Annotated in this window: 23 protein-coding genes; 13 read left to right on the top strand and 10 right to left on the bottom strand. The window is 70.9% G+C overall.

The annotated features are described in order from the left end of the window. Positions 1-115: 115 nt before the first annotated feature. The 3 genes from OHN74_RS36790 to OHN74_RS36780 all read right to left on the bottom strand — a co-directional run bounded on the left by OHN74_RS36790 (position 116) and on the right by OHN74_RS36780 (position 2325). On the bottom strand, positions 116-814 hold the full coding sequence (locus OHN74_RS36790) for an endonuclease V (RefSeq protein WP_327698890.1): 699 nt from the start codon (positions 812-814) through the stop codon (positions 116-118). Positions 815-848: 34 nt separating this feature from the next. After that, complete coding sequence (locus tag OHN74_RS36785) at positions 849-1175, bottom strand: plasmid stabilization protein (protein WP_327698889.1); 327 nt, start codon at positions 1173-1175, stop codon at positions 849-851. A 64-nt stretch (positions 1176-1239) separates the two neighbouring features. Then, the gene (locus OHN74_RS36780; RefSeq protein WP_327698888.1) at positions 1240-2325 is read right to left on the bottom strand and encodes a WD40/YVTN/BNR-like repeat-containing protein; all 1086 of its coding nucleotides are present in this window, start codon (positions 2323-2325) and stop codon (positions 1240-1242) included. Between the two features lie 198 nt (positions 2326-2523). Between OHN74_RS36780 and OHN74_RS36775 the strand changes: the two genes are divergently transcribed. From OHN74_RS36775 to OHN74_RS36760, 4 genes are all read left to right on the top strand, one after another. Then, on the top strand, positions 2524-2940 hold the full coding sequence (locus OHN74_RS36775) for an SsgA family sporulation/cell division regulator (protein WP_327698887.1): 417 nt from the start codon (positions 2524-2526) through the stop codon (positions 2938-2940). A 287-nt stretch (positions 2941-3227) separates the two neighbouring features. Further along, positions 3228-4844, top strand: a complete 1617-nt coding sequence (locus OHN74_RS36770) for an ABC-F family ATP-binding cassette domain-containing protein (protein ID WP_327698886.1) — start codon at positions 3228-3230, stop codon at positions 4842-4844. Between the two features lie 105 nt (positions 4845-4949). Further along, positions 4950-5726 (top strand): dimethylargininase, encoded by a 777-nt coding sequence (gene ddaH, locus OHN74_RS36765; protein ID WP_327698885.1) that lies wholly within the window; start codon positions 4950-4952, stop codon positions 5724-5726. A gap of 200 nt (positions 5727-5926) precedes the next feature. Next, a complete protein-coding gene (locus OHN74_RS36760; RefSeq protein ID WP_327698884.1) occupies positions 5927-6904 on the top strand; it encodes an acyl-ACP desaturase in 978 nt (325 codons plus the stop codon). A gap of 151 nt (positions 6905-7055) precedes the next feature. Here OHN74_RS36760 and OHN74_RS36755 read toward each other — a convergent pair whose 3' ends face one another. Next, positions 7056-7310: a WhiB family transcriptional regulator gene (locus tag OHN74_RS36755; protein ID WP_327698883.1), complete on the bottom strand. Its 255-nt coding sequence runs from the start codon at positions 7308-7310 to the stop codon at positions 7056-7058. A gap of 322 nt (positions 7311-7632) precedes the next feature. Here OHN74_RS36755 and OHN74_RS36750 point away from each other — a divergent pair, with 322 nt between their 5' ends. Continuing rightward, entirely contained in the window at positions 7633-8424 is a 792-nt protein-coding gene (locus tag OHN74_RS36750; protein WP_327700395.1) for a VOC family protein, read from the top strand. 120 nt (positions 8425-8544) lie between these two features. On the opposite strand, the gene OHN74_RS36745 is transcribed toward OHN74_RS36750, so the two are convergent. Next, the gene (locus OHN74_RS36745; protein ID WP_327698882.1) at positions 8545-9573 is read right to left on the bottom strand and encodes a LacI family DNA-binding transcriptional regulator; all 1029 of its coding nucleotides are present in this window, start codon (positions 9571-9573) and stop codon (positions 8545-8547) included. 76 nt (positions 9574-9649) lie between these two features. Beyond that, positions 9650-10642, bottom strand: a complete 993-nt coding sequence (locus tag OHN74_RS36740) for a multicopper oxidase domain-containing protein (RefSeq protein ID WP_327698881.1) — start codon at positions 10640-10642, stop codon at positions 9650-9652. Between the two features lie 221 nt (positions 10643-10863). On the opposite strand from OHN74_RS36740, the gene OHN74_RS36735 reads away from it, so the two are divergent. Together OHN74_RS36735 and OHN74_RS36730 are read left to right on the top strand one after the other, a co-directional pair. Next, positions 10864-13368, top strand: coding sequence for a ThuA domain-containing protein (locus OHN74_RS36735; RefSeq protein ID WP_327700394.1), 2505 nt, complete (start codon positions 10864-10866; stop codon positions 13366-13368). After that, entirely contained in the window at positions 13368-15572 is a 2205-nt protein-coding gene (locus OHN74_RS36730) for an OmpL47-type beta-barrel domain-containing protein (protein ID WP_327698880.1), read from the top strand. The genes OHN74_RS36735 and OHN74_RS36730 overlap by 1 nt, the downstream gene beginning before the upstream one ends. 40 nt (positions 15573-15612) lie before the next feature. On the opposite strand, the gene OHN74_RS36725 is transcribed toward OHN74_RS36730, so the two are convergent. Continuing rightward, positions 15613-16989, bottom strand: a complete 1377-nt coding sequence (locus OHN74_RS36725) for a cytochrome P450 (RefSeq protein ID WP_327698879.1) — start codon at positions 16987-16989, stop codon at positions 15613-15615. A 182-nt stretch (positions 16990-17171) separates the two neighbouring features. After that, a complete protein-coding gene (gene ligD, locus OHN74_RS36720; protein ID WP_327698878.1) occupies positions 17172-18182 on the bottom strand; it encodes a non-homologous end-joining DNA ligase in 1011 nt (336 codons plus the stop codon). 74 nt (positions 18183-18256) lie between these two features. Here ligD and OHN74_RS36715 point away from each other — a divergent pair, with 74 nt between their 5' ends. Both OHN74_RS36715 and OHN74_RS36710 read left to right on the top strand, forming a co-directional pair. Further along, positions 18257-19327 carry an ATP-dependent DNA ligase gene (locus tag OHN74_RS36715; RefSeq protein ID WP_327698877.1) on the top strand — a complete coding sequence of 357 codons (1071 nt, stop codon included), beginning with the start codon at positions 18257-18259 and terminating at the stop codon, positions 19325-19327. Positions 19328-19469: 142 nt separating this feature from the next. Next, complete coding sequence (locus tag OHN74_RS36710) at positions 19470-20468, top strand: DUF3048 domain-containing protein (RefSeq protein ID WP_327698876.1); 999 nt, start codon at positions 19470-19472, stop codon at positions 20466-20468. Positions 20469-20755: 287 nt separating this feature from the next. Here OHN74_RS36710 and OHN74_RS36705 read toward each other — a convergent pair whose 3' ends face one another. Then, positions 20756-21541, bottom strand: a complete 786-nt coding sequence (locus tag OHN74_RS36705; protein WP_327698875.1) for an IclR family transcriptional regulator — start codon at positions 21539-21541, stop codon at positions 20756-20758. A 111-nt stretch (positions 21542-21652) separates the two neighbouring features. Next, positions 21653-22117, bottom strand: a complete 465-nt coding sequence (locus OHN74_RS36700; protein WP_327698874.1) for a MarR family winged helix-turn-helix transcriptional regulator — start codon at positions 22115-22117, stop codon at positions 21653-21655. 220 nt (positions 22118-22337) lie between these two features. On the opposite strand from OHN74_RS36700, the gene pcaH reads away from it, so the two are divergent. From pcaH to pcaDC, 4 genes are read left to right on the top strand one after another with little or no spacing between them, the layout of a single operon-like run. Next, a complete protein-coding gene (pcaH, locus tag OHN74_RS36695; RefSeq protein ID WP_327698873.1) occupies positions 22338-23111 on the top strand; it encodes a protocatechuate 3,4-dioxygenase subunit beta in 774 nt (257 codons plus the stop codon). Then, positions 23111-23683, top strand: a complete 573-nt coding sequence (pcaG, locus tag OHN74_RS36690; protein ID WP_327698872.1) for a protocatechuate 3,4-dioxygenase subunit alpha — start codon at positions 23111-23113, stop codon at positions 23681-23683. The genes pcaH and pcaG overlap by 1 nt, the downstream gene beginning before the upstream one ends. Then, positions 23680-25053, top strand: coding sequence for a 3-carboxy-cis,cis-muconate cycloisomerase (gene pcaB / locus OHN74_RS36685; RefSeq protein ID WP_327698871.1), 1374 nt, complete (start codon positions 23680-23682; stop codon positions 25051-25053). The genes pcaG and pcaB overlap by 4 nt, the downstream gene beginning before the upstream one ends. After that, the gene (gene pcaDC, locus OHN74_RS36680) at positions 25050-26207 is read left to right on the top strand and encodes a bifunctional 3-oxoadipate enol-lactonase/4-carboxymuconolactone decarboxylase PcaDC (protein WP_327698870.1); all 1158 of its coding nucleotides are present in this window, start codon (positions 25050-25052) and stop codon (positions 26205-26207) included. Before pcaB ends, pcaDC begins: the two co-directional genes overlap by 4 nt. Positions 26208-26215: the final 8 nt, after the last annotated feature.

Genomic DNA, 26215 nt, shown 5'->3' with positions numbered 1-26215 from the left:
GGACACAGCCTGCCGACAGCTCGGGGCCGCCGGCATCCGTACAAGTACTCAGAACATGTACTCAGATGATCACCCGATCACAAGATCACCTGATCGTCTCGGACGGTCGCCTTCGTCACGCGGTGGCTTCCTTCAGTGCCCGTCTGCACAGGGCGTCCGCCCGGCGGGTCGTCTCCGGGAGGCGGTACTCCGGGGTGAGCGCCAGGGTGTGGGCGCAGGCCGTGTCGAGGGACGTGCGGTGGCCGACCGAGACGAACACCGGTTTGACCGCGTCCCGGGTGCGCAGGGCGCGGCCGACCTCCTCCGCGCCGGCCAGGAGCGGGGACGCCGAGCCGCGCGAGGCGCCCGGCTCCTCGTACCCGAAGGTGAACGGGTTCTTCGCGACGCCGATCGTGGGGAGGCCGGTGAGGACACCGAGGTGACTGGCCAGGCCGAAGCGGCGCGGGTGGGCCAGTCCGTAGCCGTCGCAGACGACGACGCCGGGCGGGACGGGCAGCGCCTCCAGGGCGGCCAGGACGGCCGGGATCTCGCGGAACGCGAGCAGGCCGGGCACGTACGGGAAGGGGACCCGCCCGGCGGCCGTGGCCTCGGCGACGACATCGAGGCTCGCCGCGTCCAGGACGACAGCGGCGGCCACGACGAGGTCGCGCTCGTCGTCGTAGGCGACATCGACGCCCGTGACGTGCCCCGTCCCGGGCGACGGTCCCGGCTCGTCCAGGACCACCCGCAGCCGCAGCTCGTCCTGGACCGCGCGGGCGTCCTCCTCGGTCGTGGGCCAGTCTGCCGGAATGGGTACGCTCGTCGTCATCTCCATGGTGACGACGAGCGTACGGCCCCCGCGCAGCGGGTCACCTGCCGCCCAGCGCCCGCTTCAGCTGCTCCTTGTTCATGTCCGAGCGGCCGCGCACACCGCGCCGCTTGGCCTCCTCGTAGAGCTGGTCGTACGTCGGCCCCTGGGCGCCCTTGTGCGAGCGCTGACCGCCCCGCTTCGCGGACGACATGTCCTGGGTGGACGTACGGCCGGCGGTCCTGGACTCGCCGGCGCGGGCACGCTCCTTGTTGACGGTCCGCGCGGCGATCTCCTCGGCGCGCTTCTCGCTCTCACCCCGGTCGAGCGCGCTCTCCTTGATGTGTTCGTACTGGCGTTCCCGCTTGGGGCTGGAACCGCGTGGCATGGCGTTCACTTCCTTCGCTCGCGCTGTCCTTACGGGCTGGTGTCGGTGAACGAGTACCCGGGCCTCACGATTCGAGCCGTGCCACGCGCCCCTTCTCCCCGGCGGCCCAGCAGCCCAGGTCGTGGGTGCAGTCCACGGTGTCGTACGAGCCCGTGTCGACGGTCTTCCAGGTGCGGCCCGCGTCCGTGGTGAGGTCGGTGCCGGTCGGGCCGACCGCGAGCGCCGCCGTGCGGCTGTACGGGAGCCAGGCGACGCCGGAACGGTAGGCGGGCGGGGACGCGGCGGCCGTCGTCCAGGTGCGACCGCCGTTCGCGGTGACCGCCCCCGCGCGCGGGGATGTCTGATCGGCGCGGTAGTCGCCTCCGACGGCCAGTCCGTGCGTGCGGTCGCGGAAGGCGAGCGCGAAGACGCCGCGGGCCGGATCGCCCGCCGGTATCGGTGTGTCGGTGGCCGTCCAGGTGAGCCCGCGGTCGGCGGAGTGCAGCACACGCGCGCGTGCACCCCCGCCCGTGGCCAGCCACACGTCACGCGGACCCGAACTCACCAGGCACTGTCCGCTCGCCGCGAAGCCCGCCTCGCCGTCCAGCGCGGCAGGCATGCCGGCGCTGGGCAGCACCGTCCAGGAGCGTCCGCCGTCGCTGGTGGACAGGATGCGGAACTTGCCGTCCACCGGGTCGCTCATCGCGAGGCCGTGACGGCGGTCGAAGAAGGTGAGGCAGTCGTAGAAGGCCTTGGCGTCGGTGTTGCGGAAGGACTCGGTCCAGGTCTCACCGCCGTCGTCGGTCCGGTAGACCCGGGAGGACTCTCCCTCGCCGATGGCCAGGACCACGGCGCGCCGTGCGTCGAACGCCTCGATGTCCCGGAACTGGAGCTCGGCCGCACCCGGCGGAGAGACGTTTCGCCAGCTCGTTCCGCCGTCGGTGGTGCGCAGGACGGTGCCCTGGGTGCCGGCGAGCCAGGCGGTGCCCCGGCTGACGGCGGACAGTCCGCGGAAGCGGACGTCCGTGGTGCCGCTGTCCTTCAGCGCCCAGTGCGGCGCCCGATGCCCGGCGCCGGGAGCGGCGCCCGTCCCCTCGTACGCCTGCGCGGGTGCGGCCAGTCCGGCGGCCACGGCGGCCAGTGCCGCCGCGTACGCGCCTGCCCTCGCCATTCGCCTCGTCCGACTCGCACGCCTGTTCTGTCGCTGCGTCCCCATGATCCTCATGGCGGGCGAAGGTAGCAGTGAATGAACTCGGTGACAGAGGTCACTCGAAATTCAGGTGCACTGATTGGCTCATTCCAGCGTCTCTCTCAGTGTGCGGACCGTTCCATCCCGGAGTCCGGCCAACCGTCACAAGGGAGCAAGTCGTTGTCCACCGTCATCGAGCAGCTCGTAGAGGCCCGTCTCGTCGCCGCCGCACCGCGGATGACGAGCATTCCCGCAACGCTCACCTACGACCGGAGCGACCCGTTCGCGGTCCGGATGACCTTCCCCGCGCCGGCCACGCTGGAGGGCGTGGAGGTCTGCTGGACCTTCGCCCGTGAACTCCTCGCCGACGGCATGCGGGAACCGCAGGGCCACGGCGACGTACGAGTGCGGCCGTACGGCTACGACCGTACGGTGCTGGAGTTCCACGCCCCCGAGGGGACCGCGGTCGTGCATGTCCGCTCCGGCGAGCTGCGGCACTTCCTGGCGGCCACCACCGAGCTGGTGCCCGTCGGCCTTGAGCATCTCCAGACGGACCTGGACCGCGACCTCGCGGAGCTGATGCGCGACGCCCTGTGACAGCCCCCGCCCCCGGTTAAATGCTTTGACAGCCTGAAACGCCTCTTCCTACGCTTGCAGCGGTCCTGTTGCCGTCGAATTGGAGAAGGACGTTGCTCTACTGAGGTCCTGAGACACCGCGCCCCACACCCTCCAGTGGTGTGTGTGCGTAGCGTGCGACCTCGGTGTTCGAGCCGTCCGTGCCTCCCTCCGGAGCAGGGCCTTATCCGTGCCACCAGGACTTTTCGCCGCCCGTCGGTGTCTCGACACGCGTTTGCCCCGACCGACTCAAGCAACCGCGAGGCCATATGTCAGCCACCACTTCCGTCGCCGTCACCTCCCTCTCCTTCGCCTGGCCCGACGGCACCCCCGTCTTCGACGGTCTCGACGTCACCGTCGGCCCCGGCCGCACCGGGCTCGTCGGCGTCAACGGATCAGGAAAATCAACCCTGTTGAAGCTCATCGCCGGGCAACTGCGGCCCGCCGACGGCACCGTCCGCGTCGCGGGCGACGTCGGCTACCTCCCGCAGACCGTCACCCTCGACACCGCGCTGCGCGTCGAGGATGTCCTCGGCATCTCCGCCCAGCGGGCCGCGCTGCACGCCATCGAGGCGGGTGACGTGACCGAGGAGCACTTCGAGACGATCGGCGACAACTGGGACGTCGAGGAACGCGCCCTGGTCACGCTCGGCGAACTCGGCCTCGGCCACATCGACCTGGACCGCACCGTCGGTGAGGTCTCGGGCGGCGAGGCGGTCCTCCTGCGGCTGGCCGCGCTGCTGCTGGACCGCCCGGACGTGCTCCTGCTCGACGAGCCGACCAACAACCTGGACCTGTACGCACGCCGACGGCTGTACACGGCCGTCTCCTCCTGGCCCGGCGTGATGATCGTGGTCAGCCACGACCGCGAACTCCTGGACCTGGTCGACCAGATCGCCGACCTGCGCTCCGGCGAGGTCACCTGGTACGGCGGCAGCTTCTCGGCGTACGAGGAGGCACTCGCCACCGAACAGGAGGCGGCCGAACGCATGCTGCGGGTGGCCGAGGCCGACCTGAAGAAGCAGAAGCGCGAACTGGTCGACGCCCAGGTCAAGTTGGCCCGCCGCAAGAAGTACGGACAGAAGATGTTCGAGCAGAAGCGCGAGCCGAAGATCGTCATGGGGGCGCGCAAACGGTCCGCCCAGGAGTCGGCGGGCAAGCACCGCATCATGCACGAGGAGCGGCTCGCCGACGCCAAGGAGCGGCTCGACGAGGCGGTGGACGCCGTACGGGACGACGACGAGATCCGCGTCGACCTGCCGTACACGGCCGTACCGCCCGGCCGTACCGTACTCACGCTCCTGGACCTGGAGTTGGCGTACGGCGCGAGCGCCGGCTCCTTCGACCTGCGCGGGCCCGAGCGGATCGCGCTGGTCGGGCGCAACGGGGCGGGCAAGACGACCCTGTTGCGGACGATCGCCGGGGAACTGGCCCCGGTCTCCGGGGAGACGAAGACGCACGTACCGCTGCGCTTTCTGCCCCAGCGGCTCGATGTCCTGGACGACGAGCTGACGGTCGCCCAGAACGTGGCCCGGTTCGCCCCGGGCGCCACCAACAACCGGGTCCGCGCCCGGCTGGCCCGCTTCCTGTTCCGGGGTGCCCGCGCCGACCAGCCGGCGGCGACCCTGTCGGGCGGTGAGCGGTTCCGCGCCGCCCTGGCCGCCCTGATGCTGGCGGAGCCCGCACCGCAGCTCCTGATGCTGGACGAGCCGACCAACAACCTGGACATGGCGAGCGCGCGACAGCTCACGACGGCGCTGGACTCGTACGAGGGAGCGCTGATCGTGGCCAGCCACGATCTGCCGTTCCTGGAGTCGATCGGGATCACCCGGTGGCTGCTGCTGGACGGGGAGCTGAGGGAGATCGATCCGGAGGAGGTGGGCTGATCGGCGCAGAGGTCCCGGCCCCGGTCCGGCCTCCGGGGCTTTTGTCCGCACAGTCCCACCCTGCATGATGTGCGCGAACACCCCCTTCCGATACGGAGCTCCCTCGTGCCCAGCAAGAAGGCCCTCATACGCCGCCCCAGCCCGCGCCTGGCCGAGGGCCTCGTCACGCACATCGAGCGCGAGGAGATCGACGCCGACCTCGCCGGACGGCAGTGGGAGGCGTACGCGGAGGCACTGCGCACGCACGGCTGGGAGACCGTCGAGGTGGATCCGGCGGACGACTGCCCGGACTCGGTGTTCGTCGAGGACGCGGTGGTCGTCTACCGGAACGTCGCGCTGATCGCGCGGCCCGGCGCCGAGTCGCGGCGCGGTGAGACCGGCGGTGTCGAGGAGGCGGTGGCCCGCCTCGGCTGCTCGGTGAACTGGGTCTGGGAGCCGGGCACCCTGGAGGGCGGTGACGTCCTCAAGGTCGGCGACACCATCTACGTCGGGCGGGGCGGGCGGACCAACGCCGCCGGGGTGCAGCAGCTCAAGGCCGTGTTCGAACCGCTCGGCGCCCGGGTCGTCGCCGTGCCGGTGAGCAAGGTGCTGCACCTGAAGTCGGCGGTCACCGCGCTGCCGGACGGGACCGTCATCGGCTACGAGCCGCTGGTGGACACCCCGACCCTCTTCCCCCGCTTCCTGCCGGTGCCGGAGGAGTCCGGGGCGCACGTGGTGCTGCTGGACGGCGGGAAACTGCTGATGGCGGCGAGCGCGCCGAAGACGGCCGAGCTGCTCGCCGATCTCGGGCACGAGCCGGTGATCGTGGACATCAGCGAGTTCGAGAAGCTCGAAGGCTGTGTGACATGCCTCTCGGTCCGTCTGCGGGAGCTGTACATCTAGCCGGGTGATCGGGGTACTCGTTCGGCCCTGGACCTGCGAGTCCGGAGCCTTACCGGACCTTGGCGACAAACCCGCTGATCAGCGATCTTTACAGCATCCTTAACTTACGGTGGCGTAACCTACGGGAACGTAGCCTACGATGCCGTAGGTTGAGTAACGGCAGTCCGCTCACCCGCTCGCAACGTCATTCTGGAGCATTCATGACGATCACTTCTCCGCACCTCGGCAGCCCGTCCAGCGAATGGACCGACGCTCGGCTGCTGTACGCCCTGGAAGAAGTGGTCGAGACGGAACTCAACCGTCACCTGAAGGTCGCCAAGGACTGGATGCCGCACGAGTACGTGCCGTGGAGCGACGCCCGCAACTTCCCCGGCATCTTCGAGGACGGCGAGGCCTGGGACAAGGAGCAGTCCAAGGTCACCGAGCTCGGCCGGATCGCCCTGGTCGTCAACCTCCTCACCGAGGACAACCTCCCCAGCTACCACCACGAGATCGCCAGCCTGTTCGGCCGCGACGGTGCCTGGGGGACCTGGGTGCACCGCTGGACGGCGGAGGAGGGCCGGCACGGCATCGTGATGCGCGACTACCTGCTCGCCTCCCGCGCGGTCGACCCGGACAAGCTCGAAGCGTTCCGTATGCAGCACATGGCCGAGGGCTTCGAGTCGGACAACCGGCACTCGATGCTGCACTCGGTGGCGTATGTCGCCTTCCAGGAGCTGGCCACCCGCGTCTCGCACCGCAACACCGGCCACCAGTCCGGCGACCCGGTCTGCGATCGCATGCTGGCCCGCATCGCGACCGACGAGAACCTCCACATGGTCTTCTACCGGAACCTGCTGAAGGCCGCGTTCGAACTCGCGCCCGACCTGACCATGCAGGCGGTACGGGACGTGATCGTCAACTTCCGGATGCCCGGTCACGGCATGCCCGGCTTCGAGCGGGCCGCCGCGCAGATGGCGATCGGCGAGGTCTACAACATGCGCATCCACCACGACGACGTGCTCCAGCCCGTCCTGCGCCACCTGAAGGTCATGGACATGGGCGACCTCGGCCCCGAGGGTCTCCAGGCCCAGGAGGAACTGGGCATGTACATGGGCGGCCTGGACGCGGAGGCCGCCAAGTTCGACGCGAAGCTCGCGGCCCGCAAGGCCCGCATGGCCGCCCGCGCCGCCGGCTGACCCACCCCGCGACACCGGTCACTCGTACGCCGTCACCTCGTCCAGCGCCGCGTTCCGCGCGTCGGCCACGGGGTGGCGGCGCAGTGCTCTGCGCTCCTCGCGCCAGGGCGCGGCGGAGCCGGTCGGCGTACCGGAGCCACGGCCCGCGTGGTCAGTGGGAAGTGCGTGAGGTGCGTCGGAGGTCGAGCCGCTCCTTCTCGGAGAGGCCGCCCCAGACGCCGAACCGTTCGTCGTTGCTGAGTGCGTACTCCAGGCAGGCGGGGCGCATCTCGCACATCCCGCAGATGCGCTTCGCCTCGCGCACCGAGCTGCCCGGCTCGGGAAAGAAGAAGTCGGCCCCGGTCTGCGCGCACAGGGCCTGCGCCTGCCAGGCGCTGTCCATCGGGGTGATCGTCTCGTAGTGCATGCACGAGAGCGTGCCGGGCGGTGAAAAACGTTCGCTCAACGTCCGATCAACGGCGCCTTCCGGACGCGCCCGCCGGACGGCCCGAGCGTCTCGCCGGTCCGCCCGATGATGCTCCCGCCGGATGCGCGAGCGCACGGCGGCGCGCGGAGTGTTCCGGAACAAGGCGCGTCCCCTCCTTCACCCAGGGTGACCGCAGCCGACGCCCGGGTCCGCGCAGACGCTCACAAGCACTCCGGCAGCGATTGTCAGTGGGCGGTGCAAGACTCGGCAGAACAGGCAACGGGTCCCTCACCGAGGGCGGGGCCCACAGAGGAGGGCAATGATGCTCACCACCCGTTTCGTGACCGGCGCTCCGAACTGGATCGATCTCGGCACCCCCGACATCGAGGGTGCCACCTCCTTCTACCGGGCGCTCTTCGGCTGGGACTTCCGGTCGGCGGGCCCCGAAGCCGGCGGCTACGGCTTCTTCCAGCTGGGCGGGCGAACCGTCGCGGGCGGCATGCAGAGCACCGAGGGCCAGGGCCCGCCGTCCTGGACGGTGTCCTTCCAGACCCCGGACGCCGACGCCACCGCCAAGGCCGCCGAGCAGGCCGGGGGCGGCACACCGGCTCCGCCGATGGATGTCATGGACGCGGGCCGGATGGCCATCCTCACCGACACCGCCGGCGCCGTCTTCGGGATCTGGCAGCCCGGCCGGATCAAGGGTCTCGAAGTCGCCGGCGAGCCCGGCTCCCTGTGCTGGGTGGAGCTCTACACGACGGACGTCCCCAAGGTCGCCGCGTTCTACGGCGCGGTGCTGGGCCTGGAGACCTCGGTGGCGCCGTTCCCGGGCGGCTCGTACACCTGCGTGAACCCGGCGGGTGCCGGGGACGACGGGATGTTCGGCGGCGTGGTCGACGTGGACGAGGACCCGACGGGCATCGAGACCACTCCGTACTGGCTGCCGTACTTCGAGGTCACCGACACCGACGCCACGGTCGCCGCCGTCCAGGAACACGGCGGGCGGGTCCGGATGCCGGCCACGGACATCGAGGGCGTCGGCCGCGTCGCACGGCTCACCGACCCGTACGGGGCGCGTTTCGCGGTGATCAGGAGCGCGCCGGCACAGATGTGAGCAGAGGGGACCGGACGGTGCCCCCAAGGGCGCGGGCCCCGACAATGTGCGGCTCCGCCGCGTGGGCGCGACCAGCCCTCACCGGGCCCGCGTCCGGAGACCCGCCCACCTCGCGGAACGCTAGGCCGAGGCGCGACGGACCAGCGTGGTCGGCAGAACCACTCCGGCCGACGCGCCACCCGCCGAGCCGCCTTCGCCCGGAGGGCCGAGCAACAGGCGGGCCATCAGCCTGCCCATCTCCTCGATGTCCTGCCGGACCGTGGTGAGCGGTGGGTCGGTCTGTTCGGCGACCGGCAGCATGTCGTCGAAGCCGACGACGGCGACGTCCTCGGGTACGCGCCGTCCGCGTTCGCGCAGGACGCGCAGGGCGCCCGAGGCGGTGAGGTCGTTGGCGGCGAAGACGGCGTCCAGGTCCGGGCACCGGTCCAGGAGTTCACGCATCGCGCGCTCCCCGCCCGCCGGGGTGAAGTCGCTCTCGGCGATCAGTCCCGGGTCGGCGGCGGGCATGACGTCCCGGAACCCGTCGAGCCGGTCCGCCGCCGAGGTCTGGTCGAGGGGGCCCGTGATGTGCGCGATGCGCGTCCGCCCGAGGGCGACGAGATGCCGTACGGCCTCGCGGGCGCCGCCCCGGTTGTCGCTGTCGACGTACACGGCGTCGCGGGTGCCGTCGCTCCAGCCCGGACGGCCGCCGAACACGGTGGGCACGCCGGCGCGCTGGACCAGGCCGGGCAGCGGGTCGTCGAGGTGCAGGGAGAAGACGAGGGCGCCGTCGACATGCCCGCCGGCGAGATACCTGCCGACCCGGGTGTGGTCGTCGCGCCCTTCGGTCAGCAGCAGCACGAGTTGGGAGTCGTGGGCGGTCAACTCCTTGCTGATTCCCCGGAGTTGCAGGGCGAAGAACGGGTCGGCGAAGACCCGGGTCTCCGGTTCGGCGATGACGACGGCGATGGCGTCGTGCCGTCTGGTCACCAGGGAGCGAGCCGCCTGGTTGGGCACGTACCCGAGCTCCTCGACGGCCTGCCTGACCCGTTCGACGAGGGGTTCGCGTACGCCGTCGCCGCCGTTGACGACACGTGACGCGGTGGCCCGGGAGACCCCCGCCAGCGCGGCCACGGCCTCCAGGGTGGGACGCGACGCGGTCTCGGTCACTTCGGGGCTCCTCATCGGCGGTTGCCGATCAGGATAGTCCCGGCCCGGCACCGGATGAGAGCGCTCTCGGATCCCGTCAGTGCCCGTGCGACGACCGCGTCTCTCCCGCCCCGCCCGCCTCGTGCTCCTCGTATCCGGGGATCGTTCCGTCCGTCTTCCGCACCAGGAACAGGCCCGCCATCCCCATGTCCGAGTGACTCTGCACATGGCAGTGGTACATCCAGGCACCCGCTCCGACCCCCTCCCCCGCGATCACCTGGAAACCGAAGGAGTCCGCCGGGCCCACGATCTTGTTGTCGACGACCTGACTCGGGTCGTCGGGGCCGGTGAGCAGGCCGGTGCGGTTGTCCGCCCAGCGGTGACCGTGCATATGGAAGGTGTGGTAGTACTCGCCGTGCGTGATCATCACGAACTCGACGCGATCCCCCACCGTGGCCTCGAAGTCGGGGCTCTGATGGCCGGGCCGGTTGTTGATCGTCATGTCGTTGAAGACGATCGTGTACGTGGTGTCCGGGAGGATGTCCCCCTTGCGCCGGACGATCACCGGGCCGTAGAGGCCCTTGCGGATGCCGCCGGTGCCGTGTTCGGTGCCGACGACATGGTCGTGGTAGTGCCAGTAGCCGGCGCTGCCCGCCCGCCAGGTGCCGTCGGCGCGGCGGCCCGGAGCGTGCGTGCGCCAGGTGTAGGTGCGGGTGCCGCCGGGCTCGACGTCGCTGCGGCTCAGCTTCGTGCCGTCGCTGGAGATCTCGTAGTCCAGGCCGTGGACGTGCAGACTCACCGCCACGTCCGTGGTGTTCTCCAGGGCGATGTGCGCCGTGTCGCCCTCGTTCAGCTCGATCAGGGGCCCGGGGACCGACGCCGCGCCCTTCGTGAAGCCGTAGCCCATCCGTCCGTCGGCGAGCCGCTCGGCATACAGCCGGAGGTGTCGTACCTCGCCGCCGGCCGGGGCCGTCTTTGCGAGTGCGGCGGTCGCGGCGGTCGCACTGCCTGCCTCCGGAGCGACCGACAACGATGTCGCGACGACCGCACCGCCCAGCAGTACCCGACGATTGAAGTCACGTCTGTCCATGCCGAACTCCCCACCCTGGTACGGAAGATGCGCAGCGGGAACGAAGGGAACCGGTGAGACGGTAGCGGCACGGCACCCGTTTATCCACACTCGGGACAAAGTTCGCGCCATCCCGGTCATACCCCTTGGCGAGTCACCGAAAGAGGTCTAGCTTCCTTTGCGTTTGCTGTGACCGAGGAGGGGCGGGTGACCACATGCGGTTCACATCGCATCAAGAGTCCATGCGCTTAAGGGAGTTGAGCGCGCGAAGCAGAGGACGGAGCGGGAGCGGACGGAGACGGGCCTGGGCGGCCACGGTTGCCGCCGGAGTCGTCACCGCCGGGCTGCTGTCGGGGCCCGCCGCGAGCGCGCGGCCGGCTCCGGATCCGTCCGCGACAACGATGTCCGTCACGTCGCCGCCCGGCGGCAGCGGTGTGCGCGTCCTGGTCTTCCACGGTTCGGCGGCGGCCGGGGACGAGTCGCCGGTCGTCAACGCCGGCATCGAGGCGATCGAGCGGATCGGGCTGTCCGGCCCGGCTGCACAGCGCTTCGCGGTCGAGGCGACGGACGACGCCTCCGTGTTCACGGACGGGTCCCGGCTCGGGACGTTCAACGCGGTCGTCTTCCTGACCGGCGGCGGTGACGTCCTCGACCCGGACCAGGAGGCCGGGCTGGAGACGTACATGGAGGCCGGCGGGGGCTTCGTCGGTATCCATGACGCGGCCCGCGCGGAACCGTACTCCGACTGGTTCACCGGACTGGTGGGCGCCCGACCGGCCGCCGGCAGCCCAACGGCCGTACAGCGCGCGACCGTTGAGGTCGGTGACCGGCGGCATCCGGCCACCAGGGAACTGCCGACGCAGTGGAAGCGGCCGGACCAGTGGCTGAACTGGGTGAAGAATCCATCGGGTGACGTGCACACCGTGGCCCGGGTGCGCGAGTCGACGTACAAGCCCGGTGCGAGCGCCAACGGCTGGGACCACCCGGTGAGTTGGTGCCGGGACTACGACGGCGGGCGTTCCTTCTACACCGGCATGGGCGGCACTGTGTCGTCGTACGACGAGACGGACTTCCGAAACCATCTGCGCGGGGCCCTGCTGTGGACGACCCGGCTGGTCCAGGCCGACTGCAAGGCCACCATCAACGCCAGTTACCGGGCCGAGCGGCTGACCCGGCCCAACCAGCCGGGGCAGAGCGACCAGATCGGCGAGCCGCACGGGCTGGTGACCGCCCCCGACGGGCGGGTGTTCTACATCGGCCGTGGCGGCGCCGACTCCTCCCAGCCGGTGGTCACCGACTGGAACAACCCGGACATCGGCAAGGGCAAGGGCCAGATCCACGTCTACGACCCGAGGACCAGGAAGGTCACTCTGGCGGGCGAGTTGACCGTCTTCGGCAACAAGGGCGGCGGCGACGAGCTGATCAAGGCCGAGGAGGGGCTGCTCGGTATCGAGCTCGATCCGTCCTTCGAGCGCAACGGCTGGGTGTATCTCCACTACACGCCCCACGCGCGGATCAACCGCGACACCAGGACGGCCGAGCGGTACGTCTCCCGTTTCACGCTCGACCCCGCCACCGACCGGCTCGACCCGAACAGCGAGAAGGTGCTGCTCAAGTGGCCGGTGCAGATCCACAGTTGCTGTCACTCGGGCGGTGGGATGGCTTGGGACTCCAAGGGCAATCTGTACATCGCGACCGGTGACAACAACTCCAGCCAGTTCAGCGACGGTTACTCCGGCAACAATCCTCAACCCGCATACAAGGGCTTGTCGTTCGCCGACGCCCGGCGCACCGCCGGCAACACCAACAACCTCAACGGCAAGATCCTGCGCATCCATCCGGAGCCCGACGGCACGTACACCCTCCCCGCAGGCAACCTCTTCACGGGCCGGGAGACCGACGAGGGCGGCGGAAAGACCCGCGGCGAGATCTACGTGATGGGGGTCAGGAACCCGGCCCGCATCTCCGTCGACAAGGCGACCGACACCCTGTACGCGGGCTGGGTCGGACCGGACGCGAGCGCGCCCTCGACGACCTGGGGTCCGGCGAAGTACGACACGTTCGCCGCCATCACCCGGGCAGGCAACCGGGGTTGGCCGTACTGCATGGGCAACAAGCAGCCCTATCGGGACCGCAATCTGCCCGATCCGTCGAAACCGCTGGGCTGGTACGACTGCGACCACCCGAAGAACGAGTCGCCGAACAACGACGGCCTCGTCGACCTGCCGCCCGTCACCGGCAACAACATCTGGTACTCGCCCCAGGGCGGCGCCCCCGACTTCCCGCGCGACGCGAACGGCGTCCCGTCCTACAAGCAGGCGGAGAGCACATATCTGCTGCCGTGGCTGAAGGGCGGCGGCCAGGCGGCGATGAACGGTCCGGTGTACCGCTACGACGCGGCGAGCGCGAGCACGACCAAGTGGCCGGCCTACTGGGACGGCAAGTGGTTCGTGGGCGACTTCTACGACGCCGACCAGCCGCGCAACGCGGTCGTCACCGATCCGAAGACCCAGGGCGACGGCGGACTGCCCGTCCACTCCGAGTCGTTGAAGAAGATCGTGCCGATCGGGAACGACGGCATCAAGAACCTCATGGACTGGAAGTTCGGTCCCGACGGCTCGCTCTACGTCCTCGACTACGGCCGGGGCTTCTTCACCTCGGACGCCAGGTCGGCGCTGTGGCGGGTCACTTACACCGGCGGCGGCCCGACGCCCGCGGTCGGCGACCTCGCGAGGGGAGCGGAGTAGTGCGCAGACGCAAGGCTCTCTGGACGGCCCTGCTGGCGTCCCTGTTCGTGGTCCTCGGACTGACGTCGGCGGCGGGGGCGCGCACCGATGCCCAACCCACCGCCGCGCCGGCCGCCGCTCAGGTCCTCACCTGGACCGCGGGCGACGACATCACCAAGTACGCCTCCGTACCGGCCACGGCGGTGGCGGGCGCGACGACGATCGTCTTCGAGAACAGTGCGGCGACCGGCAACACCATGGGCATGCCCCACACATTGACGTTCGACGTCTCCGACCCGGAGTACAACAACGACGTCCCGCTGAACATCCTCGCCAACCCGAACGACGACCAGGGCGGCCGGCACACCGCCGAGGTCACGCTCGCTCCCGGCCGTTACCGCTACCACTGCACGATCCCGGGCCACGGCCAGATGCAGGGCATCCTCGTGGTGACCGAGGGCGGCGGCGCCGACACGACGCCTCCGGCGACCTCGGCGAATGTCACCGGCGCGCAGAACTCGCAGGGCCAGTACGTCGGTTCGGCGAGCGTCGGGATCGGTGCGAGCGACGAGGGCTCGGGCGTGGACCGGATCGAGTACGCGATCGGCACCGACGGCGCGTGGCAGCCGTACACCACGCCGGTCGTGATCGACCAGGTAGGCAGCCATGCGGTGCGCTACCGGGCGTTCGACAAGGCGGGCAACGCCTCCGCCGAGAAGAGCGTCGGGTTCACGGTGGTCGCACCTCCGACGGACGACACGGCGCCGCCGGAGACGTCGGCGACGGTGAGCGGTGCGCGGAACGCGGACGGGGCGTATCTCGACATGGCGACGGTCACCGTCTCCGCCTCGGACACCGGGTCCGGGGTCAACACGGTCGAGTACGCGGTGAACAGCGGGAGTTGGCAGCCGTACAGCGGGCCGGTGATGGTGCATCAGGTCGGCATTCACAGCGTCCGCTACCGCGCCACCGACAAGGCGGGCAACGCCTCCGCCGAGAAGAGCGTCGCCTTCACCGTCGTGACGCAGCCGGCCGAGGACACCGTCCCGCCCGTGACCGGCGTGACTGTCGAGGGCACCCGCAACGCGAACGGCGCCTACGTCAACAGTGCCAAGGTGACCGTCAGCGCGACGGACCACGGCGGCTCGGGTGTCGCCACGGTCGAGTACTCGCTCGACGGCGGGCCCTATCTGGCGTACACCGCGCCGGTGGTGGTCGACCGGGCGGGCGCGCACACGGTGGCCTACCGGGCGAGCGACAAGGCGGGCAACTCCAGTGACGCACGCTCGGTGAGTCTCACGGTCGTGGCGGGCGGCGGGGTTCCGGCGCCCAACTGCCCCGAGTACGACGAGCGGTTGACGGTGATCGTCGGCACGGTCGACTCGGGGGTGCCCAACCGGGTCACCAACAACCGGTGCCGGATAGGCGAGTTGATCGAGGACGAGCGGGAGTGGACGTCCCACGCCCTGTTCCTCAAGCACGTACGGACCGTCCTCGACCGGCTCTTCAAGGACGGCGCCGTCGACGAACGGGAGGACGCGACGATCGAGGAGGCTGCCCGCGCCTCAGGTATCGGCAAGCCGGGCCAGACCGAGGGCTACCGCACGATCCTCGACGGCACGCCCGCGTCCTTCGCCAAGTGGCAGCAGGTGGGCGGCGGTTCGTTCGCGCTGAACGGCGACGGCTCGCTCACCAGTGGCACCACGGTCGCGGGGCTGGGCATGCTGTGGTTCCCGGAGCGGAAGTACGGGGACTTCTCGCTGAAGCTCCAGTGGCGGGACGACGCGCCGGGCACGGGCAACGCCAACTCCGGTGTTTTCGTGCGGTTCCCGTGGGTCCACGGCCATCCGGAGGAGCCGCGACCGGAGTGGGCCGCCATCAAGTACGGGCACGAGGTGCAGGTGTTCGACCGGCCCGACGGCGACATGTACAAGACGGGCTCGGTCTACGGCTTCGACCGGGTGGGGCTCGCCGGGGCCGGCGTCACCCAGAAGGGCACCTGGAACGACTACGAGATCAGGGTGGTCGACCAGCACTACTCGGTGTTCCGCAACGGCGTGCTGATCAACGAGTTCGACAACACCGGCGGCCAGGACTTCACCCCGCCGCGCTCGGACGACCCGGGCACGGACGGGCGGCGGTTCGCGTCGGGGTACATCGGCCTCCAGGTGCACGGCACGACCGATGTGGTCTCCTACCGGGACATCCGGATCAGGGAACTGTGAGGCGGCCCATGACATCGGCCACCGTGCCGACATAGGCGGGTCAGGGAACGAAGGCAGCGGTCCGGCGCGTCACCGTCATGATCAGGGGGCTGGGCCTCATGGTCCCCTTGACCAGCGGGGTCACCTCCCGCGCGGTGGCGTGCCGGACCCGCCAGTGCCGCAGCAGGGTCGCGACGACGAGCGGGATCGCCGTACGGCCGTACACCTCGCCGATGCACTGACGGGTGCCTGCGCCGAACGGAATGTGGGCCTCCCGCTGGGCGTCGGTGACCCGGTCGGGGAGCCAGCGGTCGGGGTCGAAGCGGTGCGGGAAGGGGAATGCCTGCGGGGCGCGATGCAGGCAGTACAGACTGAAGGCGACATCCGCGCCGCCGGGAATCCGGTGGCCGCCGAGTTCGGCGGGGCCCGTGGTGACGCGGCTGAGCAGCCAGAACGGCGGGTGGAGGCGCAGCACCTCGGCGAACACCCGCTTGAACAGGGGGAGGTTGGCCAGGTCTTCGGCGCGCAGCGGCCGGTCGCCGACCGCGATACGCAGCTCACCGAGCACGGCATCCTCCACCTTGGGGTGGATGGCGAGGTTGTGCAGAAGCCAGGCCGCCACACTTCCCGTGGTCTCGATGGCGGCCAGCAGCATGCCGACGACCTGTCCCGTCAGTTCGGCGTCGGTGAGGGCGGCGCCGGTGCGCGGGTCGGTGGCGTGCATCATCGCGGAGAGCAGGTCGCCCCGGTCCCGCCCGCAGCGGCGGTACGTCTGGATCTCCTTGCCGATGATCCGGTTGATGCCGTTCAGGGCCGAGCTGAAGCCGATGTTGGCGGGCAGCGGCATCCGGTGCACCCAGGCGACGGGGAGCAGCATCCTGCGGTACAGCCCGGCGAGGAGACGCGGGAACAGCCGCTGGATGTCCTGCCCGGCCTGCACGGTGCCCGGCCCGGAGAACAGGGTGCGGGTGACGACCTCGGCGGCCAGTCGGTGCATGTTCTGCACCATCTCCAGCCGCTGCCCGTCGTGCCAGGACCGCGCCAAGGCGTCCGCGCACGCCTCCGTCACCCTGGAGTAGTCGGCGATCCGCCGCTGCCGGAAGGCGGGTTGGAGGATCGGCCGCTGCACCTGGTGGTCGGCGGCGGGGCAGCTGGCGACGCTGTTGCCGGCGAGCGCCCGTACGCCCTCGACATAGATGCCGCCCTGGTCGAAGGTCCCCGGGTCGGCGAGCAGTTGCCGTACGAGGTCCGGCCGGGTCACCAGGTGGACGGGTCTCGGCCCGACGCGTACGACGACGACTCCGGAGGCGGCCTCGGCGGCCGCGTGCCGGCGTTCGAAGAAGAGCAGCGGGTCGCGCAGGATCTGCCACAGATGCCCGGCCACCGGGAGGGCGCCGGGGGCGGCCGGCGGACCGGTGACCGTCAAGGCCGGATTCATGGTGCGCTCCCCCAAGGTCGAACTCGTGCATGTGCCGGGCAGAGCCCGTACGGTCGCAGGTCCGGCCGCCACCGAGGAAGGCGCCCGGAGACAGCGCCCGTTGCACCCGAGCGGCTCGGCTCTCGCCGCGTACGCCCCTGACTTCCCGTCTGATCCCTTGTCCGGCAGTCGAGTTGACGAAGTCACTCCTTGCGGGCCCGACTTGGCTGTACGCGCTTGGGCTCGCCCGGCATCTTGGGGTACTCCGGGGGATACGGCAGGTCACCGAGTCCGTGCTCGTGCTCGTCGCGGTTGGCGAGTTCGAGCAGGGCGTCGAGGGAGAAGGCCTGGTCGTCCATGTCCACGTGGACGTCGCCGAGTTGGGCGAACCGGGCGGGCATGGTCGCGAGGTCGAAGTCGCGGGGGTGTGCGTCGCCGACCTCGTCCCACTTCAGCGGCGCGGAGACGGGAGCGTGCGGGTGGGGCCGTACGGAGTAGGCGGACGCGATGGTGCGGTCTCGGGCGGTCTGGTTGTAGTCGACGAAGATCCGCTCCCCGCGTTCCTCCTTCCACCACCTGGTGGTCACCTGCTCCGGCATCCGCCGCTCCAGCTCCCGCCCGACAGCGATCGCCGCCCGCCGAACCTGCGTGAACGTCCAGCGCGGTTCGATCGGCACGAAGACATGCAGCCCCCGTCCGCCGGAGGTCTTGGGCCAGCCGCGCAGACCGCCGAACTCGTCGAGCACGGCGCGCAGTTCATGTGCGGCGCGCACCGCGTCGCCGTAGTCCGTGCCGGGCTGCGGGTCGAGGTCGATGCGCAGTTCGTCGGGGTGGTCGACGTCGGCGCGGCGCACCGGCCAGGGGTGGAAGGTGAGGGTGCCGAACTGGGCGGCCCACAGTACGGCGGCGACCTCGGTCGGGCACATCTCGTCGGCGCTGCGACCGCTGGGGAAGGTGATGTGGGCGGTCGGGATCCAGTCGGGCATGTTCTTGGGCGCCCGTTTCTGGAAGAAGTTCTCGCCGGTCACCCCGTCCGGGTAGCGCTCCAGCGTGGTCGGCCGGTCACGCAGCGCACGCAGGATGCCGGGGCCGACGGCAAGGTAGTACTGGGCGAGGTCGAGCTTGGTGAAGCCACGCTCCGGAAAGAACATCTTGTCCGGGCTGGACAGCCGCACCGTCCGACCGAACGCCTCCAGTTCCACCGCTTCGCCCATGCGAGCCACGGTAGGCGCACTGCACAAAGCGCGCACACCGGGCGATCGCGGTCATGGGCGCGCAGAATCGGAGCATGGATCTACCGGTCATGCCTCCCGTGAAGCCGATGCTCGCCAAGTCCGTGGCCAAGATCCCTCCGGGCATGCAGTACGAGGCCAAGTGGGACGGTTTCCGGGCGATCGTGTTCCGTGACGGTGCCGAGGTCGAGGTCGGCAGTCGTACCGGCAAGTCGCTGACCAGGTATTTCCCCGAGCTGGTGGCTGCGCTGCGGGAGCGGTTGCCCGAGCGTTGTGTGGTGGACGGTGAGATCGTGATCGCGCTCGGCGGGCGTCTCGACTTCGACGCGCTCACCGAGCGAATCCATCCCGCCGAGTCCCGGGTACGGACACTGGCCGAGCGGAACCCGGCCTCGTTCGTCGCGTTCGACCTGCTGGCGCTGGCCGACGAGTCGCTCCTCGACGTCCCGATGACCGACCGGCGCGCGCTGCTCACCAGGGCGTTGTCCGGCGTGACCCCGCCTGTTCATGTGGCGCCGGCGACCACCGACATCGATGTGGCGCAGCGGTGGTTCGAGCAGTACGAGGGGGCGGGCCTCGACGGCGTCATCGCCAAGCCGCTCACCCTGCGCTACCGGCAGGACGAGCGGGTGATGTTCAAGATCAAGCACGAGCGGACGGCGGATGTCGTCGTGGCCGGGTACCGGCTGCACAAGAGCGGACCGATCGTGGGTTCGCTGCTGCTCGGGCTGTACGACGCCCGGGGCACCCTCCAGCATGTCGGGGTGAGCGCAGCGTTCCCGATGAAGCGGCGGGCCGAACTCGTCGGGGAACTGGAACCCCTGCGGCTCGCGGACGTGCGGGAGCATCCGTGGGCCGCCTGGGCGGACGAGGCGGCCCACGAGGCGGCGCGGCTGCCGGGGGCACCGAGCCGGTGGTCGGCGAAGAAGGACTTCTCCTGGATTCCGCTGCGGCCCGAACTGGTGGCCGAGGTGGCTTACGACCACATGGAGAACGGGGCGCGCTTTCGGCACACGGCCCGTTTCCGCCGCTGGCGCCCGGACCGTACGGCCGACAGCTGCACATACGACCAGCTGGACGAGCCGGTGGGGTACGACCTCGCGGAGATTCTCGGCCCGCAGGGCTGACGTCACCCTTCGATCACCTCCTCCGTGGGCCGTTCGGCCCCTTGCGTGTGCGCGAACAGAAACGATCGGGCATGGCCATAAAGGATCCGATAAGCACACAATCGTAGATACGGACCTGGTGGCGACGGTGGGCATGCGACAGATGACGCGAACGACACGCACGCGGCGGCGCGGAATGGCCACGGCGGCGCTGGTCGCCGCCGCCGTGACGGCCTCTCTGATGGCCGGCTGCACGACGGACGACCGGCCCTCCGACGACGGGCGCGGCCAGACCCACAGCCGGAGCCAGGAACCCGACCACCGCGAATCGCCCGAGCCGAAGAGCGCCGGCCCGGTCCTCGCGGTGAAGATCGACAACGTCCGCGCGGCCCGCCCTCAGACGGGCCTGGACGCGGCGGACATCGTGTACGCCGAGCAGGTCGAGGGCGGTCTGAGCCGGCTGATGGCGGTCTACGCGACCCGGCTGCCGGCGGCCGTCGGGCCGGTGCGCAGCGCGCGTGAGTCCGATCTGGAGCTGCTGCGTCAGTTCGACGAGCCGACGCTCGCCTTCTCCGGCGCCCAGCGCAAGCTGCTGCCGCTGATCGACCGGGCACCGCTGAACGCCGAGTCACCGGAGTCGGCGGCTGCCGGCGCCTACTACCGGGGCACGGACAAGGCGGCGCCGCACAACCTGTATCTGCGGCCGCAGCGGCTGATCGGCGCCGCACCGGGCGCGGACGCGCTCACCACGGGCTTCCGCTACGGCGCCGCCCCCGAGGGCGGGACCCCGGAAAAGTCGCGCACCGTCCGCTTCCCGGCGGCGCGCTTCACGTTCACCTGGTCCGCGGACCGGCACGGCTGGCTGGTGTCGATGGACGGCACCCCGACCGTCGCGACCGACGGCGCGCGGGTGGCCGCCGCGACGGTCGTCGTGCAGTACGTGAAGGTGCGCGAGTCGCGGTTCCACGACGTGCTCGGCAACAACTCGCCGTACACCCAGTCCGTGGGCTCGGGCCGGGCCCAAGTCCTGCGCGACGGGCGGGCGTTCGACGTGCGGTGGCGGCGCGGGGCGGCTGCGGAGGGGACGGCCTTCACGACGGCGGACGGCACACCGGTGAACTTCGCGAAGGGGCAGGTGTGGGTGGTGTTCGCGAAGGCGTGACAGGTATGACCTGTCGCCCGATGTGCGAGGCGGTGCACGGGATGCGTCCGATCCGCGCCCCCAGGTCCGCGCCGAGTCCGCCCCGGCGGCGCCGGGTGCCGCGCCCTCGCCTCCACCACGGGGTGCGGCAGCGACAGCAGCCGCGCCGAGGCGGCATCGCGCCGCCTGGAACGCAGGCCCTTCCCGTGCCGGCTCCGCCCACTGCCTCCCGCAGCACCGCCGCGAACCGCGAAGCGCGACAGGCCGCACCGGCCCGCCGAGGCCGCCTCATGCATCCGGCTGAGCGCCTACGCCTCGAACGGCAGCCCTGCCCGCGCCAGTTCCCCCGCCGCACCGCGCAGCGCCGCCGCGAACCGCGTCACCCGCTCCGGCGTGAACCGTGTGCTCGGCCCGCCGAAGGACAGCGCGGCCACGACCGCCCCGCTCCTCCCCCGCACCGGCACGGCCACCGCCGACAGCCCCTCCTCGCGCTCGCCGTGACTCACGGCGTACCCCTGGTCGCGGGCTTCCGCGATCCAGGTCCGCAGGGTCGCCAGATGTCCGGCCCCGCGCGGTGAGGCCTCCGCGACCCGGAGCAGCAGCCCGTCCGGCGCGTCCAGCAGGAGCGCCTTGGCCACGCCACCCGCCCACAGCGGGAGTTCGTCGCCCACCCGCACGACCTGGCGCAGCGCCTGCGGGCCCTCTTCCTGGGCGATGCAGACGCGGTGGATGTCCCGGCGCACATACAGGTGCACCGTCTCCTTGTGTTCGGCGGCGAGGTCGCGCAGCAGTGCCTGGGCCGTGGGCGGCAGTCGCCAGGCCTGTTCGGCGAGCCGGGACCAGCGCAGCAGCGCGGGGCCCGCGAGATAGCGGCCGTGCTCGTCGACCCAGAGCAGTCCGTTGAGCCGCAGGGTCTGGAGCAGCCGCAGCACGGTGGTCTTCGGCAGGCCGGAGGCGCTGACGATCTCGCGGAGGGACAGCGCGGGCCGGACCTCGTCGAACAGCCCGAGAACGTCGATGGCCCGCTGGACGGTACGCATCCCCGCCGGTTCGGGCTCGCCTCCGGTCGCTGTCCCGGCTCCTCCGGCTGCCATCCCAGTTCCCTTCTCGGCTCCGGACCTCCCCGTGGTCCGGGCGACGGTCTCGCCCCGCACGGTATCCGTTCCCGGTCCGCTGGGCGGACCCGGCCTGCCGCGGAAGGACGCTCAGCGAGGGGAGGCGACGGGCTCCGCCGGGTTGCGCAGCCCTTCCGCGGCGTCGGCGACACGCTGGATGAGGTCGAGGAAGACGGACTGTTCGTCGGCGGAGAGCGGGGCCAGGAACACCTGGTTCATCCGGGCCGTCCGCACGGTCAGCCTGCGGTGCGCACGCACCCCTTCGTCCGTGGGGCGCAGCAGGGAGCGGCGGCCGTCCTCGGGATCGCGCACCTTGTCGATCAGATCCCGGCGCCCGAGCCTGCTGACGACCTCGGCGACCGTGGACCGGTCGAGGCCCACCCGCTCCCCGACCGTGCGCTGGTCCAGGCCCGGTTCGGCGACGAGCGCGTTCAGGACCGCGAACTGGGGCGAAGTGATCTCCTCGGAGACCATCGTGTTCCACAGCAGGTAGTGCGCCTGCTGGAGTCGCCGGGCGAGGTGCCCGGGGTGGGTGGAGAGGTCCACCGCGGCCATGTCCGCTCCTGGGGTCGTCTTCTTCAGAATACAGAATTTCGTTTGTGCACTGACGATACAGTGCACCGCCCACCCTGTCTCCCACCTTGCCACAGCGCCTCCACCTGCTCGTTCTTCGTAAGTCTTGACGGCGAGACCGACGAGTGACAGCGTGAGAGAAACCTTGGTGAAATACTCAGTGCCCTGAGTAATTGGGCTCGGAAGAGACTAGGAACTCCTCATGGCTCTCACCCAGTCGGACATCGACGTCGAGGTCAGCGACCTCCAGGACGCCTACGACAAGGCGGTCGCCGAAGGCGCCCCCGTACAGAACCATCCACCGCGCGACTACGCCCCGTACCGCAGCTCGGTGCTGCGCTACCCGAAGCAGCCGCTCGTCGCGGTGAGCGGTGGGGACCCGGAGACGGTCGAACTGTCGGGCCCGGTGTTCGGGGTCACCGACATCACCGACATCGACAGCGACCTCACCGTCCAGCACCAGGGCGAGCCGCTCGGCGAGCGCATCACCGTCTCAGGACGCCTCCTCGACCGTGACGGGCGGCCCGTGCGCGGCCAGCTGATCGAGCTGTGGCAGGCCAACGCCTCCGGCCGGTACGCCCATCTGCGGGACCAGCACCCGGCGCCGCTCGACCCCAACTTCACCGGTGTGGGACGGGTCCTGACGGATGATCAGGGACGGTACAGGTTCACCACGATCAAGCCGGGCGCGTATCCGTGGCGCAACCACACCAACGCCTGGCGGCCCGCGCACATCCATTTCTCGGTCTTCGGTACGGCGTTCACCCAACGGCTCGTGACCCAGATGTACTTCCCGAACGACCCGCTGTTCCGCTACGACCCGATCCTGCGCTCGGTGACCGACGAGGCCGCCCGGAGCCGTCTGGTCGCCGAGTACAACCACGACCTGTCCCAGCCCGAGTTCTCGCTCGGCTACGAGTGGGACATCGTTCTCGACGGTCCCTCCGCCACCTGGATCGAAGAAGGCCGCGACTGATGAGCGTCTCCCCCGAGAAACCTCTGCCCACCCCGTCCCACACCGTCGGCCCCTTCTACGGCTACGCCCTCCCCTTCCCCGAGGGCGAGCAGGTCGCGCCCAAGGGCCACCCGGACACGATCGCCCTCCACGGGTACGTCCTGGACGGCGAGGGAGACCCGATCCCCGACGCCCTGCTGGAGTTCTGGCAGGCGGCTCCCGACGGCTCCCTCGCCGGTGCCCCCGGATCGCTGCGCCGCGACCCGGTGACGGGCGGCTTCCTGGGCCGCAACGGCACCGACTTCACGGGCTTCGGGCGGGTCGCCACCGACGCCGACGGGCACTACGCGCTGTACACGCTGCCACCGGGCAACGCGGGTCTGCCGTACATCAGCGTGTGCGTGTTCGCCCGCGGTCTGCTGACCCACCTGTACACACGCGCGTATCTGGCGAACGGCGCCGACCCGCTGCTCGACTCGCTGCCCGCCGAGCGGCGCGCCACGCTGATAGCCGCCGAGGGCGACCGCCGCACGTACCGTTTCGACATCCGCCTTCAGGGCGAGGGCGAAACGGTCTTCCTGGAGTTCGAGTGACACCACCTGCCGATGCCGATACCGATGCCGAGCCAGGGGCCGACACCGGTCTGCTCTCCCCCGGGTGGGCCGGTTCCCCGGCGGCCACCGCGACGAGCGACACCGCGTATCTGCGGGCGCTGCTCGACGCGGAGGCCGCGCTGACCCGTGCGCAGGCCGGGCTGGGGCTGGCACCCGAGGAGGCGGCCAGGGCGGTCGGCACTGCGGTCGACGGGGTCGCCGCCTTCGACGTACGGTCGATCGCGCTGCGCGCCCGGGCCGGCGGCAACCCGGTGATCCCGCTGGTGGCGGACCTGACGGCGGCGGTCGGGGCGGAGTACGGGCCGTACGTCCACCGGGGAGCGACCAGCCAGGACATCCTGGACACGGCGACGATGCTGGTCGCCGCCCGCACCCTGGACCTGGTGCTCTCGGACCTCGCCCGCGCGGCTCGGGCCCTCGCCCGCCTGGCCGCCGACCACCGTGACACCGCGATGCCCGGCCGTACGCTCACCCAGCACGCCGTGCCGACGACCTTCGGGCTGAAGGCGGCGGGCTGGCGGTCACTGGTCCTCGACGCACGGGACCGTCTGACGGCCGTACGCCAGAGCCTCCCCGCCCAACTCGGGGGCGCCGCAGGCACCTTGGCCGCCTTCACGGTGTTCGGCACCACCGAGGACACGGTCGACACGCGAGCCCTGGTCGCCGCCTACGCCCGCGAACTCGGCCTCGCCGAGCCGGTGTTGCCCTGGCACACCCTGCGCACCCCGGTCGCGGATCTCGCCGGGGCGCTCGCCTTCACGGCCGGGGGCCTCGGGAAGATCGCCGCCGACGTAACGACGCTGGCCCGCACCGAGATCGCCGAGGTGTCCGAGGGCAGCGGCGGGGGTTCGTCGGCGATGCCGCACAAGGCCAATCCCGTACGGTCGACGCTGATCGCCGCCGCGGCCCGGCGCGCACCGCAGCTCGCGGCCACCCTGTACGGGGCGCTGGTCGCCGAGGACGAGCGGCCGGCCGGTGCCTGGCACGCCGAGTGGGAGCCGCTCAGGGAGTTGCTGAGGGTGACCGGGGGCGCTGCCCGGGACGCCGTCGAACTGACCGAGGGGCTGCGGGTCCACGCGGACACCATGGGTCAACACCTGCACCTCACCCATGGGTTGATCGTCTCCGAGCGGCTGGCCGTCGAACTCGCGCCGGTGCTGGGCCGGGCCCGCGCGAAGGCCCTGCTCACCGAATTGGCCGCCCGCACCTACACCGAGGGCCGATCGCTCGGCGAACTCCTCGCCGAGGAGCCGGAGTTGAAAGACCTACCCCTCGACGACCCGACCGACCCCGCCCGTTACACCGGCTCCGCCGGAGCCCTGACCGACCGCGCCCTGGAGCGACCGTGACCGACAATCTGCCGCACCACCGCGTCGAGGGCTCCGCCACCGCTCCCCCGCTGCTGCTCGGGCCCTCGCTCGGGACGTCGTACGCCCTGTGGGACAAGGTGGCGCCCGAGCTGTCCGTCACCCACCGGGTGGTCCGCTGGGACCTGCCCGGGCACGGGGGTTCGGCGCCCGGTCTGATCGGGGCGGGGGCGACCGTCGGTGATCTGGCGGCGTTGGTGCTGGCGCTCGCCGATTCCCTCGGGATCGACCAATTCGCTTACGCGGGCGTGTCGTTGGGCGGTGCGGTGGGTCTGCATCTGGCCGTCCACCACCCGGAGCGGGTGTCGTCGCTCGCCGTTCTCTGCTCCTCGGCCCACTTCAACGGCAGCAAGCCGTGGGAGGAACGGGCCGCGCTGGTGCGCAGCGAGGGGCTGGCCGGGCTGGCGGAGAGCGCCGACGCGCGCTGGTTCACGCCCGGGTTCACCGTGCCGGAGCTGGTCGCGGATCACCGGAACGCCGATCCGGACGCGTACGCCGCCTGCTGCGACGCGCTGGGCGCCTTCGACCTGCGTGACCGGCTGGCCGAGATCGGTGTGCCCACACTGCTCGTCGCCGGGCGGCAGGACCCGGCCACTCCCCCGGCCCATCTGCGGGAGATCGCGGACGCCGTGCCGGGTGCCACGCTCGTCGAACTGCCGGGCGCCTCGCATCTGGCGGTCGCTCAGTGCCCGGAGGCCGTACTGGCCGCGCTGCGCCCGCACTTCGGGGCGGCACCCCGGCGGGGCATGGAGGTGCGCCGACAGGTGCTCGGCGACAGGCACGTGGACCGGGCGCAGGCGCGGCAGACGCCCTTCACCGCCCGCTTCCAGGATTTCATCTCACGCTACGCGTGGGGCGAGATCTGGACCGACCCGACGCTCACCCGGCGCGAGCGCAGCATGATCACGCTCACCGCTCTGGTCGCCCACGGCCACTACGACGAGTTGGCGATGCATGTCCGGGCGGCCCGCCGCAACGGACTCACCCCCGAGGAGATCGGCGCGGTGCTGCTCCAGACGGCCGTCTACTGCGGGGTCCCCGCGGCCAACTCGGCGTTCGCGGCGGCGCAGCGCGTACTGGCCGAGGAGGAGTCCGAGGGGATGGGCGACGAGGGGCCGGACGGTTCAGGAGGGTGATCCTGCCG

This window comes from Streptomyces sp. NBC_00459 (genome assembly GCF_036013955.1).
GTDB lineage: Bacteria > Actinomycetota > Actinomycetes > Streptomycetales > Streptomycetaceae > Streptomyces.
Note: the sequence above shows the minus strand (reverse complement) of the source record. Positions and strands in the feature narration are given on the sequence as shown.